Source organism: Trichocoleus sp. FACHB-46 (assembly GCF_014695385.1).
Classification (GTDB): domain Bacteria; phylum Cyanobacteriota; class Cyanobacteriia; order FACHB-46; family FACHB-46; genus Trichocoleus.
This window is the reverse complement of the sequence record NZ_JACJOD010000006.1, coordinates 670,239-686,335: the sequence shown is the minus strand read 5'-3', so window position 1 is coordinate 686,335 and position 16,097 is coordinate 670,239. Positions and strand designations below refer to the sequence as shown.

Sequence of the window (16,097 nt, the reverse complement as noted above, 5' to 3'; positions counted from 1 at the left end):
CCACAGATTTCAGGTTTAGGAGCTGGTTTCAGCCTGTAATTCTACAAGTCGTAAGGCTGCTAACTGAGCTTGCGCTTTGTGCAGCGACTCATACCACTCTCGTTCCGGATCGCTATCAGCTACAATTCCCGCTCCCACTTGACCCCAGACCTTAAAACTTTGAGGTGGGTTACTTTGTGGAGGGCGATCGCTTTTGGTGACTAACAAGGTCCGAATCAAGATATTCAGGTCGAGGTGACCACGCCAATCTAAGTAGCCACAGGAGCCATAGAACAAGCTGCGCCGCACAGGTTCCAACTCTTCAATGATTTCCATACAGCGAACTTTAGGACAGCCCGTAATTGTGCCGCCAGGAAACACTCCCCGAATCAAATCGATGCTGTTGTATCCATGCTGGAGAGTACCAATCACGTTACTCACCAAATGCATGACGTGGCTGTAGTACTCAATCGTGAGCAGTTCATTCACCGCCACCGAACCCCATTCGCAAACTCGGCCTAAATCATTGCGCTCCAAATCAACCAGCATGATGTGTTCCGCTTGTTCCTTGGCGCTGGCTAGTAGTTCTTGCTGCTGCGCTTGGTCTTGTTCGGGCGTTGTGCCCCGCGATCGCGTCCCGGCGATCGGTCGCGTTTGAGCTTGTCGCCCCTGCAATTGCACGAGTCGCTCTGGAGAACAACTGACAACATCTCCCCAAGGAGTCTGCCAATAGCTGGCAAAAGGAGAAGGGTTTACTTGCTGCAATGCGCGGTAAAGCGACCAACTATCGCCCGTTAAGTCTGCTTCAAAGCGGACCGAAAGATTAGTCTGAAAGATGTCTCCAGCCGTAATGTAGCTCTTGGCTTTGAGAACGGCGGCTTCGTAATCAGCTTGAGCCGTATGAAATTTAGGCAGGAGGGAGGGAGCTGTTAGAGGCGCATTTTGACTCAGGCTTAGCGATTTGTAGTTCCCAGCCTCCTGCTTGAGGGCCAATTGCTCCTCCAATTGATCCAGCTGCGGCTCCTGAGTTGCAGCTAACCAAAGAGTTTGCTCCCAATGGTCTAAAACTGCAAAGCAGTCTGGCTCATACCAATAAGCCACGGGAAACGGCAGCGAATCTGATTTGAGCTGGGGCAAATGCTCAATTTCCCAAGCTAAGTCGTAACCCAACCAACCCAACCAGCCTCCCGTAAACGGCAAAGCGTCTGGGCGCGATCGCTCATCCGCTGAACCAAAGTTCTGGCGTTGTAGCAGTTGCTCCAGAAACGGCAAAATATTGCCCACTTCAGGCGTCCAAAGCTGCAATTGGCCATCTAGCACACGGGGAGCCCCAGCACAAATCGAGTAACGGGCTTGAGCTTGCTGCAAAGCACTAGGAGCACCTAGATTACTCAATGGGTAAGGGCTTTCTAAGAGGGTGGCGATCGCAGATTCAGAAGTGGCTTGAGTGGTGGGCTGATGGAATAAGGCAGCGAAGATTTGCGAACCAGTGCGGTCTGCCAAAGGGAGCGATCGCCAATACCAAGGTTGAATTGGATGCATAGTGAGGTACGACTATGAAACTTCCGATCCCCAAATCAGACGGGCTCCCCACAAGCCTAACAGCGCTAATAAAGCTAACCAATCGCCACGGCACAGTCGTAGTTGATGCCACTGTACCCGATGTTGGTTAGGGCTAGTAAAGCCGCGCACTTTCATCGCACTAGCAATCTGCTCTGCCCGTAGCAACAAATTTTCTAGTAGCCGCTCCGCGATTAGCATCCAAACTTGAATTGCCCCACGAAACCCTAACTTTTTCCAGTTAATCGCCCGAGTCCGCACAGAGCGAATCAAATTTTGCACTTCTTCCAGCACCAACGGAATAAACCGGAGTGACAAAGTTAGGGTTAACACAATCTCGGTGACAGGCCAGTTCAAGCGGCGCAGCGGTCGCATCAAAGTTTCTAGACCGGCGGTAATTTCCTCAGGCGCGGTAGTAAGCAGGAATAGATTCGTGCTGTAAATCAAGGTAAACAGCAAAGTGCTGACCCGAACTCCTAAGTCCAGCGATCGCCGCGTTACCAAAAATGGCTTTTGCTTAAACAGCACATAGTTATAAGCCGTAGGCTGGGGTAAAGATTCAGTCAGAGCCTGCTGATTAGGCTGTTGCTCAGATTGACGTTCACCGTTGGCATCAACCGAGTCTCTGGTCAGCCAGCGGCGAGGATCGAGCCAGATAGGGCGTTGCGCTGTTGCTGGAGTCGCAGGTTGCTGGGCAAAGGCTAGCTCATTGGCGGGTAGGCGAGGTTGCTGCTCCGCACTCAACCCATCTGGGGCGATCGCGGTCAGCAAAAAGACGAAGAAGCCCAGCATCAATAACCAAGCCATTTGCTGCCGCCAAACCCGAAACGGAATCATCGCTATCAAGGTGAGCAGGACTAATACCACGACCAAGAACAAGCGCCAGAGGGGATTTGCTAGGAGAGGGGCCAGCAAAAAACTCATCAACCAAGCTAGCTTGACGCGGGGATCAAGCTTATGAAGCCAAGTTTGCGGTTGTTCTAGGTACAGTCCTAATGGCAGCGATCGCAGCAGATCCATTCGATTTAGGGGATGAAACTCTCAATCACTTCATTGTTAAACACGAGTGGCCCGGTTAGCGCTACCCCGCTCCATTTCTCGCACCTTCTTGCTTCGCCAAATCATGCGGATTGGCGTACCGGTGAATCCCAAACTCTCACGAAATTGTCGCTCAATATAACGGCGATAGTTGTCATTGAACAACTTAGCTTCATTCACAAACAGCGCGATCGTAGGTGGCTGCGTACTAACTTGAGTGCCGTAATAAATTCTGCCCTGACGGCCTTGGCGCGTGGTTGGGGGCGAATGCCAATTCCCAGCCTCCTCCAAAACCTCATTAATCACTGAGGTCGTCACCCGCCGTTTATGCTGCTCAGCGGCTGTATTCACCAGTTCTAGAATCTTCTCAACTCGCTGCCCTGTCTCAGCACTGACAAAGATCAACGGTGCCCATTCGGTAAACTGCAAGCGGCTTTTAACTTGCTCCCCGTAGTCATAAATGGTGTAAGCGTCTTTTTCGACTGCATCCCATTTGTTAACCACAATAATGCAAGCTCGCCCTTCATCTGCAATTCGACCTGCTAGTTTCTGGTCTTGCTCAGTCACGCCATCTAGGGCATCAAGCACCATCAAGACGACATCAGCTCGACGAATGGCTTTGAAAGCGCGGTTAATGCTGAAAAATTCTGGGCCGTACTCAATATGCTTTTTCTTGCGAATGCCAGCCGTATCAATTAAGCGATAGGTTTGGCCTTCTCGTTCCACGACTGTGTCAATGCTGTCGCGGGTGGTACCGGAGATCGGGCTGACGATGGCGCGATTTTCACCGACGAAGGCATTGAGTAAGCTTGACTTACCCACATTAGGCCGTCCCACGATCGCCACTTTGATCTCTGAGGTTTCTGGCAATTCCTCCTGCGGGGGCAAATGCTTCAGCGCTTCATCTAAGAGGTCGCCAGTACCGTTGCCGTGAATCCCAGAAACAGGATAAGGCTCACCCAAACCTAAACTCCAAAACTGAGCGGCTTGCGCCATTCCTTGCTCTGGAGACTCACACTTATTGACAGTCAGCAACACAGGTACAGACTGTTGCCGCAACCAGGTAGCAATTTCCTCATCAGCTGTAGTAGGGCCTTCTTGACCATCTACCACAAAAATCGCCACACTGGCTTCGGCTAAAGCCGCCATCGCTTGTTGCCGAATTAGCGGCAAAAATTCAGTGTCGTCATCAAAGATTAAGCCACCTGTATCGACCACCAAAAATTCGCGATCGCGCCAGTAAGCGGGTTGGTAGGTGCGATCGCGTGTGACACCGGGCTCGTCAAAAACAATCGCGCCCTTCGTTTCGGCCAAACGGTTCACAATCGTTGACTTGCCCACGTTCGGACGACCAAGAATAGCAACAATAGGCAAGGACATAAGGCGATCGCACTCAAATAATTTGTGGAGTCTAAACTTCTATTCTAAGGGCTGCGACCCATTGTTGCTCTATCTGTGATATGTTGCCCTACGCGGTAACGGGCTCACTTAGCTGAGCAGGTTGAATGTATTAGCTGAACCCTCTGAAGCCAAGTTTTTAGAAAGTCAAATTTTTAAGCCACCTCTGCGATTTGCAAGAGGCCGTGGCGAATCCCATACAAGACGCGATCAATTAAGACTTTGTCCGATTCTTGAGCCGCTCTGGCCGTAGACAGAGTAATCAGCCATCGATACTCTGTTGCAGTCAAGCTACCACACAAGAAAATACTGCCAATCAATTCTTCTAAATCAGACGCTTGGGAAAGCACTAAAGACTGCATAGCGGCTAGGCAAACGTTGAATTGCCAACATTAGATGACGATTCCAGAGTGCCTCGTGGTGGTTACATTTGGCACCGAGCGATCACGGATATTTTCCCACTAGCAATTTAGTCCGCTCCATAGATTCCGCTGCTAGCAGTCAGGAGAGTAATGAATTGGCGGGCAAGAGTTGCAGAATCTCTTGGGCAGCGCGATCGCAGACTCCGACTTCCCCAACCGCTTGGCGCATGGCTTGGTAGTTATCCAAAGTCTGTTGCCGCCGCACCGGATTGAGCAATAACTCCAAACCTGCTTGAGCAATATTGTCTGGTGTGGCCTGGTCTTGCAGAAACTCTGGGACTACAGACCGCATTTCTACCAAGTTAGGCGGTGACATGAACGGGATGGAAAACTTGAGAATATGGCGAGCAATCCAAGCGGTGACAGCACCGACTCGATAGAGGACAACCTGGGGGACATTCAGGAGGGCAATTTCCAGGTTAACCGTACCCGATTTTCCAATAGCTAGATCGGCTGCCGCGATCGCTCGCAATGTGATGGATTCCTCAAATTTAGAATTACTGGTTTGTCCTGCCAATACAGTAGCCCGCAGTCCATACTGTTGAATTGCCTGTTCGATGGGCGAACGGTAAGCTTCCAAAGAAACGGGAATCCAAAAATGAGCTTGAGGCAGTTGCGCTTGAATTTGTTGAGCTGCCTGGAAAATCACGGGCATCAAATACTTCAGTTCTTGACGACGGGAGGCAGGGAGCAGGGCGATCGCAATTTGCTCATCTGGAATTCCTAAGGCTTGCCTAGCACTGGCGCGATCGGGCGCAGCTTGCATCCGATCCACCAAGGGATGCCCCACCCAGCTCACGTTGGCTCCATGCTCGGCAAAATAGCGGGCTTCTTCTGGAAAGATTGCTAAGAGGCGATCGGTGATATTGACAATTCGCGCCGTATTGCGCGGGCTGAGCGACCAAACCCACTCTTGAGGCGCAATGAAGTAAGCGATCGGCACTTGGGGCAAATGCTGCCGTACATAGCTACCAATCGCCACGTTGGGGCCGAGGTAGTCAATCAAGACCACTAAATCAGGGGGATATTGGCGCAAGTACTGTTTAGCTCGTCGCTGAATTTGTAGCGTCGGCCAAATATAGGGCAATGATTCTAAGAGGCCCACAGACCCAATGGCTGTGGTGTTGCCTAAAAGCGTCGCCCCCGCTTGCGCCATGCGATCGCCGCCAAGGGCCAAAATTTCTAACTCAATCCCCAAAGCTTGCGCTTGCCGCTTCAAGGCCGTGACCAGCAGCGCCCCCTGAAGATCGCCAGAAACTTCACCTGTGCTAATAAACAGGCGAATATTCCGGGAAGCAGCAGGAGTCTCTGCGATCGCGCTCCCCTGATTGGTTGGTTCACCCATGCGTCAGTCTTCGCTCCTCGTACCTTTGCGCCGCCCCGGAGTGGGACCACGCCGCCCTTCTAACTGCGAGAGTTGCAGAAATCGACAGAGATGCTGTAGGTGCTCATTCTCAGGCAACAGCTCTAATTTTTCTAATGCCTGCTCTAGAGTTAAGCCAGAACGATAGAGTAAGCGAAACGCCTTTTTTAAAGACTGAAACACTTGCCCATCGGCTAAATCTACGATGCCAGCCCGTTTTAAGCCCACTTGGTTGAGGGTTCTGACACGGATGGGGTTGCCCTCCACCAGCATATAGGGAGGGATATCTCTAGTGACTCGGCTCATGCCACCGACCATGGCTAGCCGCCCTACATGCACAAACTGGTGAATACCACCCACACCGCCAATCACTGCCCGTGACTCAATGTGGACATGTCCCCCCAGAGAGACAGCATTGGAAATAATCACGTTGTCTTCAACCATGCAGTTGTGCCCAACGTGAACATAGGCCATCAGCAGATTGCCACTTCCAATCACTGTGACTTCGTCGGCCCGTGTCGCTCGATTAATGGTGACGAACTCACGAATGCGGTTGTCATCACCAATTTGCACTAAGCTCACGGAGCCGTCATATTTCAGGTCTTGGGGCTCTAGACCGATCGCGGCTCCCGGAAAAATGTGATTGCGAGCCCCAATCTCCGTCCGACCATCTAGGACCACATGCGGACCAATGACGGTATCAGGGCCGACTTTGACTTGTGGCCCAATCACGGCATAAGGCCCTACTTGCACAGTCGAGTGCAATTGAGCATCTGGATGAATAACTGCTGTTGGATGAATCAGTGTTGTAGTCAAGGGCGCGCCTCCAGGCACCATCCCAAAAGTTTAAGAGTACAGAGCATTAGTCCACCAAGGAAAACATGAGTTCGCCTTCGGCTACTAGCTGACCATCTACTTCAGCTCGGCCCTGCATCTTACCAAAACGACGTCGCTTCACGCACAGCAGTTCCACTGTCAAGATCAACTGGTCTCCTGGAGTTACAGGACGACGGAAACGAACTTTATCGATGCCTGCAAACAGGAACAATCCGCCCTGTACGTCCGACATTTGAGTCAGGACCACACCGCCTACCTGGGCCATTGCTTCTACGATCAAGACACCAGGCATGATCGGTCTTCCAGGAAAGTGCCCCTGAAAGTGGGGTTCGTTAAAGGTGACATTTTTGATCCCAACAGCTCGCTCACCTGGTACATACTCGATAATGCGATCGACCAGGGAGAAGGGATAACGATGAGGCAGGAGCTTGTGAATGTCCTCAATTGCCAAAATGGGCTTGGTTGAGTCAGAGGATTTGGTGCTCCCATTGGCCTGTGCCTCCACATGGCTAGGGGCATCAGTGGTGTTGAGATCAGTCAAGGTGGACATGGGTAGTTTTGCCAGTAGTGAAGGATGTGATGCGCTTTCCAGTCAGGCAGCTATTTGGATCGAGATACAAGATTCCAGACAAAATCACCAGATTCATCCTTCATCTCTCATCCTTTGAGCTATCAACTGTGCCAGTTGGGTGTGTAAGTGATGGCTAGCTTTGTAAGCCAAAATGTGAGCCTGGGGAAATAAATTTAACAAACTTAAATCCCCTACTAAATCTAAAAGTTTATGACGCGCTGGCTCATTTGAAAATCTTAAGGGAGGGTTAAGCCATCCTTCAGTTCCACAAACTAAGGCATTTTCTAGGGTGCCACCTTTAATTAAACCATTGGCTTGTAAGTGTTCAATTTGGTGCGCCAAGCCAAAGGTACGAGCCGCTGCGATCGCCTCAGCGAAATTTTCCTGGTCCGGAGACCAGCTGTGCCATTGATTGCCAATGGCAGGTAAATCAAAGTCAATGCCATAAGTAAATCGCAACGCTGGGGCTGGCAATGCTGCCACAAACGCATCGCCCTGGTAAACCCAAATGGGTTCGCTCAAAGTGTAGGTTTGCCTAGCTGCTGTTTGAGCAACAATGCCTGCTTGGGCGATCGCTTCTACCCAGCTCTGAGCGGAGCCATCGAGTAGGGGAACTTCAGGACCATCAATTTCAATCCGGACATTATCAACTCCCAGACCCGCCAAAGCTGCTAGCAGATGCTCTACCGTTCTGACTTTAGCTTCTCCCTGGGCCAGTTCTGTAGACAGCGTTGTTTCATGCACCGATGTCACAGATGCAGCAACCTCAGGGGCGTTTGCTAAATCGACCCGGACAAAGACGCGACCTTGATTTTCAGCAGCAGGCAACACTCGCACCTGAGTTTTTAGCCCCAGGTGCAAACCTACTCCAGAACAAACAAACTCATTTTTCAAGGTCTGCTGTTGTCCAGAAGTTAGCGCTACAGGGGCCGATAGCGGACTCGGTGATGCTGATAGCGGGACGTTTTTAGGCTCTGAAAGCATCGTGACCTTGAATGGATGGTAACTTTAGAACCGTTCTCCAATACCGAAGTGCAGACGACTGTTGCCGTCATCATTAAAGCCGTAATCAATTCGGATTGGGCCTAAAGGTGATTGAATTCTGACGCCTACACCATATCCTAAACCACTACCAGGTTTACCCCGAACGCCCGCCGGATCTCCAGGAACGCTGGAGCCAGAACCTAGATCAGTAGCGTAGTCTAGAAATAGTGCCCCACCTAGAATGGAGAAAAGCGGGAAGCGATACTCAGCGGTGGCTTGAATAAAGCTACGACCACTCCCGACATCGCCTTCATCAAAGCCTCGCACCGAGTTACTACCGCCTAAAGCGAACGCCTCATAAGGAGGTAAATCGCCAATGACTGTACCTGCTTGGACGTTAAAAGCCAGCGCTTCTGGACCTGCCGCAAACTTGGTGTAATCGACTGGAATGTAGTAGCTGTAGCTACCCCGGAGGCGATTGAAGAAAATGCCACCAATCGGGATCGATTGCTCAGTGCCAAACCGTAAAAGAGAACCGCTGGTAGGCCGCAGTCGATTGTTCCGGCGATCGCGGACTAAGCCCAGTTGAGCCGTGAGCAAATTATCTGATCCGTCATCACTAAAGCTGAGTTGATTCCCTAGTTCATCGAATGGGGTGATCTCTCGATCCGAGTCACGAACTGAGACGCGCTGGTATTGCAAACCAGCTGAAGCGGTCCATTCAGAATCGGCAAAAACATCACGGCTGAGTGGACGGGTAAAGGTAATACCACCGCCCAAACGGTCAATCCGGGGGCGATCGCCGTTAGGCAATTCCACTTCCGGTTCGCCCCCGTCAAAGATTAAAGAGAGCGATCGGCGGTTGAAAACATTGAGCGTGTAGGAAGTTCGGTAAGGATCACCCGCAATCCAAGGGTCCGTAAAGCTGACATCAAACAGCAACTCCCGCTGGCCTACCTGCACTTCAGCATTGAATTTTTGGTTATTGCCACCCAAGTTTTGCTGTTGGTAGCTCACACTACCAAATAAGCCACTGGCAGAACTAATACCTAGGGCCGCTCCAGCAGAGCCCGTGCTGCGCTCAGTGACATTGGCAACCACGACTACTTTGCGGGGGTCTTGCCCCGGATTGAGAGACAGCCGCACATCTTCAAAAATCCCTAGGCCATAGACGCGCTGTAAGTCCTTCTCAGCCTGAGTCCGGTTAAACACATCTCCTGGCTTGAGGGCAAACTCACGGGTGATGATAAAGTCGCGAGTACGGCCTCGAACGGGCTCACCCTCATCGTTGGTTTCCTCACCGTCTTTGTTCAGGAACTTAACCTGAACATCTTCAACCACGCCTTCAGCCACGGCTAGAGTCACCGTGCCGTTTTCCGCCACCTGGGGCGTATCAATCACTTGGGCCAGGACATAACCTTTGTCTTGGTACCACTTATTGACTTCTTTGACGCCTTCTTGGAAGCGACGCAAGTTGAGAATACTACCGTACTGCTCCTTAAAAATGTCATCGACGACGCTTTGGGGCAGAACTTGATTGCCCTCTACCCGTACAGAATTCAGAACTGGATTCGCTTGGACATCAAAGGTGACACGAACCCCTAGCGGTGTATCTGAGGGATTGGCTCGCACGCTAGAGAAGAATCCGGTAGCGAACACAGCATTAATGTCTTCTTGCAATTGCGATCGCGTGGTTGTCCGTCCCGGGCGAGTCCGAATCGCGTTGTAAACTTCGTCCTCTAGTTCTCCGGTGACACCTTGAACCACCACTTCGGCGACTAAAACGCGGGGTTCTGCTTGCTCAGGGGCAGCTTGAGTTTCTCCGTTGGTGCCATCCTCAGCTCCATTGGCTGGGGTGGTCGGAGTTGTCGGAGTTTGGGGAGGAAGGTTGAAATCAATACTTGGACCAGGCGCTGGTGTTCCATCCAGTTGAATTTCGTTGGGCGTTTCTTGCTCTGGAGTCGCCGTTCCTGGGGGTGGCCCACCTGGTGCAGGGGGCGTTTCTTGAGTGGAGTCCAACTCTATGTTAGTTGGCGTAATTTCGGTGGGCGCAATCTCAGTTGGTGTGGTCTCGGTAGGCGTTTCAGTAGGTGAAGTCGGCGACGAGGTAGGAGCTTGAGCCCGAAACTCGGCTGGAAAAACTTCCGGTTCACTAACGGTTGGCACTACAACGCTATTACTAGCCAATACAGCCCCTGGCTTTGCCGTCTCCAAACTAATCGCGATCGCGGGTAACGAAGCTGGCTTCAAGACGTCTGCTGCCGCAGTTGGGCTGGTAGCAACAACCTTGACATCCTTAGAGGACTCGACCCCTGCTTTCGTAGGTGCAGAGGTTTGCCCTCTGGCAGGAGTAGACAGGTTCAAGGTTGCTGAAGCGGCAATAATTGCTACTAAGACCGGAGATAAGCGCATTGTGTTCACGTGATTTGGCATTTCCACACACCAGGCTCTAACTTAGGCTGGCCTAAGTTGTTAAAGACATTAGGGAATTGGGTTGAGAAGGGAATCCCGCTAAACCAAGCAAATGGGGAAATTTTACCCCATTCGTGACTCTCACTCTTGCACTGGTTCTTGAACTAGTGGCTGAACTGGCTGGTTAAGCACCCGTTCTAGCACCCTTTGGTAAGCACCTTCCACATCGCCTAAGTCACGCCGGAAGCGGTCTTTATCCATCACCCGACGGTCTGGATCAGTTTCCCCTTGGTCCCAAAGCCGACAAGTATCTGGGCTAATTTCGTCAGCCAAGAGAATTTGCTGATTGCGGTCTAAGCCAAACTCCAACTTGAAGTCCACCAGAGTAATGCCACACTGCTGAAAAAAAGCTGATAGTAGCTCGTTAATCCGCAGCGCCATTTGTTGGAGCTGGTCTAGCTGTTCCGGCGTAGCCAGTTCTAGCAACAAAAGGCGATCGCGAGTCAGCAGTGGATCCCCTAGAGCATCGTTCTTGTAGTAGAACTCCACAAGGGGCTGCTTCAAAACCGCACCCAATTCCAACCCAGTTTGTTGACAGAGGCTCCCGGCTGCAATGTTCCTGACTACCACTTCCAGAGGAATAATTTTTACCGCCTTGACTCGCATATCTTCAGCGGTGGGGCGATCGATAAAGTGGGTAGGGATACTGTTGGCTTCTAGCAGCTGAAACAGATGACCAGAGATAGCAGCGTTAATTTCACCTTTACCAGCAATTTGTCCCCGCTTTTGGGCATTAAATGCCGTCGCGTCGTTCTTAAAGTGGGTGAGAAAAACATCGGGATCATCGGTGGCGTAGACAATTTTAGCTTTGCCTTCGTAGAGCTTTTGGCGCGCAAACATGAGCAGAATCAGGTTGAAAATCAATACTTGCTAGAAGCAAGCTTCACCATTCTATCTTTGAGTGGTTATTTTCCACGCTGATAGTTCAAAATCCAGTTTATATCTATCTAAACTGCAAAAGTGCATCTCTTTTCCTGGAGTAATCAATACTCCAGTTTGTTAGTATTTTTTGGTATTTATTGAACCGATTAAACTTTTAACGTAGTGCAACATAGTTTAACTAGTCTGGGTTTCAGCCAGCGCCCACCTCTACTTAATTTAGGACCAAAGACCATTCTCTGACCCATCACAAAACTGCTCTATATCCCACGGCACTAAGTTTTATTCAGTGCTAAGCAAGGATACATCCTAAGAATTTTTGACTAAAATCTCTTTTGTACAAGATTGGCCCAGAACAGCAGCGAAAAGTGTTGGAGTTGCAGGTAGTCACCCTTAAAGATGAAGCCAGAATGTGGCGTTTGCGTCAAAATTTACTTTGACCTGTGCTCACTGGACAGCCAGAGCCAAACCCGATGCAAAGGCTAAAGCTCAGCTAAGATTTCTGGGATCAAAGGCTAAGATAAAGTAACGAATCGCCTTGAGTCTCATGTTGTTCCGTTGCTCTTGACTGATCACAACGGCCCTCCACAGGCAAACAGAACTCGGAATGCCTAAGGCTGAAAGCGATAAAGGGCAAGCTTGATACAATCTCTGCAAAGACGACCCAAATCATTCAAGACAAAGAGATACAATTCAGGTAGTTGTGGTTTGTAATTTGAGATACGGATTGGTTAAGTGCTCTCTGGGAGAGCGATCGCTGGAGTTCAGGAAACTGCATCTAAGGGCTCAGTCTCATTTCGGCATAATCAGCTTCCACTCAGTATCCTTAATAGTAGGAAAACCACTTTGATTGCTTTAAACTCACCCTCTGTGATTATTTTTTAGTATCGTAGGCCCATCTTTAAAGAGCTGTATTTGTCCTAAACCTAAGCGTTCATGTGCTAGCTACCCATGCCTTTGATGATTCTTGTTGCTGATGATGATATCGGTACTCGCCTGTCCATCAGCGATTATCTCGAACTCTCTGGTTATTCAGTCGTTGCGGCTGAGAATGGTCAGGAGGCGCTAGCGCTGGTTGATGAGTACCAGCCTCATCTGATTGTGACCGATATTACCATGCCTCGGATGGATGGCTACGAGCTAGTCAGACGAGTTCGACAAAAGGTAGAGTTTCGACTGTTGCCCGTTATTTTTCTCACTGCTCGCACTGATATTCAAGAACGCATTCGGGGCTATCAGCTAGGGTGCGATCTGTACTTACCCAAACCCTTCGACTTGGATGAATTGGGAGCCGTCGTTCGCAACTTGCTAGAACGATCGCAGATGATTCAAGCGGAAATGATTCATGCTGAGTGGCGATCGCGACATCAAGAAGCAGAGCTTTCAGCCGAAAAGACCAATGCAACTGCTAAGTTTACCCCCACGCCAGCGCTCTCAACGGTGAGCTTGACGGAGCGAGAGCAAGAAGTGCTGCAACTCTTGGCGGATGGTCTGTCGAATATTCAAATTGGTCATCGCCTCCACCTCAGCCCTCGTACGGTGGAAAAACATGTCAGCAGCTTATTACGCAAAACTGAAACTAATAACCGGGCGGAGTTAGTTCGGTTTGTGATGGAACACGGGTTGATGCACTGAAACTCTCTAAACTTTTTCTCCTAGGGTTGGAGTTTAGAGGTGGGAGCAGCCAATTTTTGGGTTGTCACCAGATGCTGCAACAAGCCGCCACAAGCATCCAATAGCAGATCGATCACGTGATTAAAACCTTCCGTGCCCCCGTAGTAGGGATCGGGAACTTCCCGCTCTGGATACTGCGTGCAAAAGTCACACATCAAGCGCACGCGATCGCGATACATTCCAGTTGAATCAAGCGCCAGAATATCCTGATAGTTTTCTTGATCCATCGCCAAGATCAAGTCAAACGCTTCGAAATCTGATTTTTGAAATTGTCGAGCTTGACCTGCAAGGGCAATCCCTCGCTGCTTAGCGGCCGCGGTCATGCGGCGATCGGGGACACTGCCAATGTGATAACTCGAAGTTCCAGCAGAGTCACAAATAATTTCATGTCCCAACCCTGCTTGCTCAATTAGGTGGTTCATGATTTTTTCTGCCGAGGGCGAGCGGCAGATGTTACCCAGACAAACGAAGAGCAGTTTGTAAGGCATGTCTGTAGTCGAGGTTGGTTGGGCGATCGCTGTCAGCGTAATCGATAGCCGCCATCAGCCTCAATAGCTTATCAGAACCGTAGCGCCTGTTCGAAAAAGTTGATTCGGGGTGCTACTATCGGTCGTTCCTCATTGCCTTGGCGATCAAGACTCCAATTCATGCTTGCGCCTGTGATTCCTACTGGGTCTTTCCGGTTTCAGAGCAGCAACCCTTGCAGAGGTATGGATAACTGCCGGGAACTTAGATCAAACCTTGACCTTCTGGCCCTAGGGGTGTAACTCTTCTTGAATGTGCAATTTCGGACTACAGTGTTTGCTGATAGCAATTCGCTCCACCAGGCAAGCACGGGTCACTACTATTGGTATTACGAGGAAAGTACTTGATGTTTAGGCCTAGCCGTAGATCTGCTTACCGGAAACAACGTCGGCTCTCTTGGCCCCTGATCACCTTACTCACACTGCCTCTTGTGCTCATTGTCCTAGAGTTTTTGGTCCGCACCTTTGTCGGTGTGACAGGACAAAGTAATGAATTGGCAGCTTATCAGGGTAAACCAACCAAAGCCACAGCCTACGGCCTTAGGTTTCTGGATGCGAGTCAGCAGCCTTATGATGGTTTGCCCATCGCAGGACAGCTAGCAGCAAAGCCTAGTTTAGCGACGGGCTACAAACTTGTCGGTAAACAGCAAAGTCAGTTTTGGCGGATTAACGAGCAAGGGTTTCGCAGCGATCGCCCTGTACCTGTTGCCAAGCCCAAAGGTGAGACACGAATTTTTCTGTTAGGTGGCTCTACTGCCTTTGGACAAATGAGCTCGACTAACCAAACTACATTTGCCCACAAGTTAGAAGCCAGCCTCAATCAGCAAGTCGCGCAGCAAAAACGCAACCCAGAAAAATTCCGCCCAGACGTTTTACCGTACTACAAAGAAGAAGTTGACAAAGCTCTAACGTTGCCGCCCCGGATTCGCGACGGGCAATATCGCGTGATTAATGCCGCTGTCCCTGGTTATGCTTCCGGTAACGAAGTAGCTCAGCTAGCAATGCAAGTTCTAACGTATCAACCCGACATCATTGTGGTTGTGGACGGATACCGAGACTTGCTGCTGCCCAGCACTGAAGAAGGAGTGACCATCCCTGGAGCCGAAGCACTACTAGAAGATGCGCCACGTCACTTTTATACGCACCTCACTCAGCAGTTGAGTAATTTGTTTACTCAGTCTTATTTAGTTAAAGGAATTCAGTACTGGTTGATTAAGCCTCAGCCTTCAGTAGATGAACTCAGCTTGGTAGCTGCTAACAATAATGCTCCCTTAGTTGAACAACTCCCCAGTGAGCCAACAGAGGTGGAGCGGCGAGCTGAGCGTTACCGCAGCCATCTCCAGCAAATGGCCCGACTCGCAACCGCTGCCAAAATCCCTTTAATTGTGGCAGTTCAACCAGAAGTCACCAGTCGGACTGGCAAAAACCGCTCTTCAGAAGAAGCCAAAATTCAGCAGGCTCTAGGAGCTACCTACAGCCAACGGGTCAAAGCAGGTTACACCGAGATCGAGCAAGCAGCACTACAAGTTCAGAAAGAATTTCCCAAAACTGTCACCACGCTGAACCTGTACAACCTTTATAACAACTTCCCCAGTCAAGCTTTCGTAGATACAGTTCATCTTACCGATGAAGCCAACACCGTTCTCGCCAAACGGCTCTATGGCACGATCGCTAAGTTACTCAACGTCCCCGTTCAACCCAACCCTTCTCCTTACTAAATTTGCAGGCTTGTCATTCAAGAGAGACTGAGCAGTCACAGACTTAGCGTTGACAAGAGCATCGATAAGGGCGATCGCACATTTATAAAGTCAAAACAACAAAACCGGGCAAAGAGCAGACATAAACTGCTTGCCCGGATTGAGTTGGACTCTTAAATGCTGTTGATTTAGAGGCCAGGTAGGTTCAAACCACCTGTCAACTCTTCCATTTTCTCGCGCATGGTGGCTGTGGACTTGTTGTAAGCATCCTTCATGGCAGCAGTCACCAAGTCAGAAACCACCTCAGCGCCTTCCCCTAGCACATCGGCTGAAATTTCTACTCGCCGGGGCTCTTGGTTGCCACTGAGGACCACCTTCACCATGCCCCCACCCGCTTGTCCTTCAATTTCCATTTTCTCCAAATCTTCTTGGAGTTGTTTGGCACCCTCTTGTACTTGTTGTGCCTTCTTGAATGCTTCGGTCAGCTCTTTCATTTTGCCCAGACCGAAGCCAAATCCCTGTCCTTTGCTCATAACGTTTAGATTGGGTACGAGTTGTTTGTCTAAATTAGGTTGTTCCTAGTCTCTGCTATTCTGCCACTCTCACTGTCTCTTTGGCAGACTTTTGCCTAACCCAGCCTGAAGCTTGATTCTTTCTAGAAAACTTTCAAGCCACAGAAGCCAACCTAGGGTAAGGCTG

Annotated in this window: 14 protein-coding genes; 2 read left to right on the top strand and 12 right to left on the bottom strand. The window is 50.2% G+C overall.

Going from position 1 to position 16,097, the window contains the following annotated elements:
- Window positions 1–15 precede the first annotated feature (15 nt).
- From H6F72_RS03340 to purC, 10 genes are all read right to left on the bottom strand, one after another.
- Window positions 16–1,521 (bottom strand): anthranilate synthase component I, encoded by a 1,506-nt coding sequence (locus tag H6F72_RS03340; protein WP_190431757.1) that lies wholly within the window; start codon window positions 1,519–1,521, stop codon window positions 16–18.
- 12 nt (window positions 1,522–1,533) lie between these two features.
- Window positions 1,534–2,559, bottom strand: coding sequence for an energy-coupling factor transporter transmembrane protein EcfT (locus H6F72_RS03335; protein WP_190431755.1), 1,026 nt, complete (start codon window positions 2,557–2,559; stop codon window positions 1,534–1,536).
- 36 nt (window positions 2,560–2,595) lie between these two features.
- The gene (der, locus tag H6F72_RS03330) at window positions 2,596–3,957 is read right to left on the bottom strand and encodes a ribosome biogenesis GTPase Der (RefSeq protein WP_190431754.1); all 1,362 of its coding nucleotides are present in this window, start codon (window positions 3,955–3,957) and stop codon (window positions 2,596–2,598) included.
- Window positions 3,958–4,130: 173 nt separating this feature from the next.
- Window positions 4,131–4,337 (bottom strand): hypothetical protein, encoded by a 207-nt coding sequence (locus tag H6F72_RS03325; RefSeq protein WP_190431753.1) that lies wholly within the window; start codon window positions 4,335–4,337, stop codon window positions 4,131–4,133.
- Window positions 4,338–4,476: 139 nt separating this feature from the next.
- Complete coding sequence (gene lpxB / locus H6F72_RS03320; RefSeq protein WP_199298827.1) at window positions 4,477–5,742, bottom strand: lipid-A-disaccharide synthase; 1,266 nt, start codon at window positions 5,740–5,742, stop codon at window positions 4,477–4,479.
- A gap of 3 nt (window positions 5,743–5,745) precedes the next feature.
- Window positions 5,746–6,576 carry an acyl-ACP--UDP-N-acetylglucosamine O-acyltransferase gene (gene lpxA / locus H6F72_RS03315; protein ID WP_348252014.1) on the bottom strand — a complete coding sequence of 277 codons (831 nt, stop codon included), beginning with the start codon at window positions 6,574–6,576 and terminating at the stop codon, window positions 5,746–5,748.
- Between the two features lie 46 nt (window positions 6,577–6,622).
- The gene (gene fabZ / locus H6F72_RS03310) at window positions 6,623–7,051 is read right to left on the bottom strand and encodes a 3-hydroxyacyl-ACP dehydratase FabZ (RefSeq protein WP_370527435.1); all 429 of its coding nucleotides are present in this window, start codon (window positions 7,049–7,051) and stop codon (window positions 6,623–6,625) included.
- Window positions 7,052–7,240: 189 nt separating this feature from the next.
- The gene (gene lpxC / locus H6F72_RS03305) at window positions 7,241–8,152 is read right to left on the bottom strand and encodes a UDP-3-O-acyl-N-acetylglucosamine deacetylase (RefSeq protein WP_190431750.1); all 912 of its coding nucleotides are present in this window, start codon (window positions 8,150–8,152) and stop codon (window positions 7,241–7,243) included.
- 24 nt (window positions 8,153–8,176) lie between these two features.
- Window positions 8,177–10,564: a BamA/TamA family outer membrane protein gene (locus tag H6F72_RS03300; RefSeq protein WP_190432028.1), complete on the bottom strand. Its 2,388-nt coding sequence runs from the start codon at window positions 10,562–10,564 to the stop codon at window positions 8,177–8,179.
- A gap of 141 nt (window positions 10,565–10,705) precedes the next feature.
- Complete coding sequence (gene purC, locus H6F72_RS03295; RefSeq protein WP_190431748.1) at window positions 10,706–11,464, bottom strand: phosphoribosylaminoimidazolesuccinocarboxamide synthase; 759 nt, start codon at window positions 11,462–11,464, stop codon at window positions 10,706–10,708.
- A gap of 990 nt (window positions 11,465–12,454) precedes the next feature.
- On the opposite strand from purC, the gene H6F72_RS03290 reads away from it, so the two are divergent.
- Window positions 12,455–13,138 carry a response regulator transcription factor gene (locus H6F72_RS03290; protein ID WP_190431747.1) on the top strand — a complete coding sequence of 228 codons (684 nt, stop codon included), beginning with the start codon at window positions 12,455–12,457 and terminating at the stop codon, window positions 13,136–13,138.
- Between the two features lie 20 nt (window positions 13,139–13,158).
- On the opposite strand, the gene H6F72_RS03285 is transcribed toward H6F72_RS03290, so the two are convergent.
- A complete protein-coding gene (locus tag H6F72_RS03285; RefSeq protein WP_370527431.1) occupies window positions 13,159–13,599 on the bottom strand; it encodes a low molecular weight protein-tyrosine-phosphatase in 441 nt (146 codons plus the stop codon).
- A 449-nt stretch (window positions 13,600–14,048) separates the two neighbouring features.
- Between H6F72_RS03285 and H6F72_RS03280 the strand changes: the two genes are divergently transcribed.
- On the top strand, window positions 14,049–15,419 hold the full coding sequence (locus H6F72_RS03280; RefSeq protein WP_190431745.1) for an SGNH/GDSL hydrolase family protein: 1,371 nt from the start codon (window positions 14,049–14,051) through the stop codon (window positions 15,417–15,419).
- A gap of 167 nt (window positions 15,420–15,586) precedes the next feature.
- Here H6F72_RS03280 and H6F72_RS03275 read toward each other — a convergent pair whose 3' ends face one another.
- Window positions 15,587–15,931, bottom strand: a complete 345-nt coding sequence (locus H6F72_RS03275) for a YbaB/EbfC family nucleoid-associated protein (protein WP_190431744.1) — start codon at window positions 15,929–15,931, stop codon at window positions 15,587–15,589.
- Window positions 15,932–16,097: the final 166 nt, after the last annotated feature.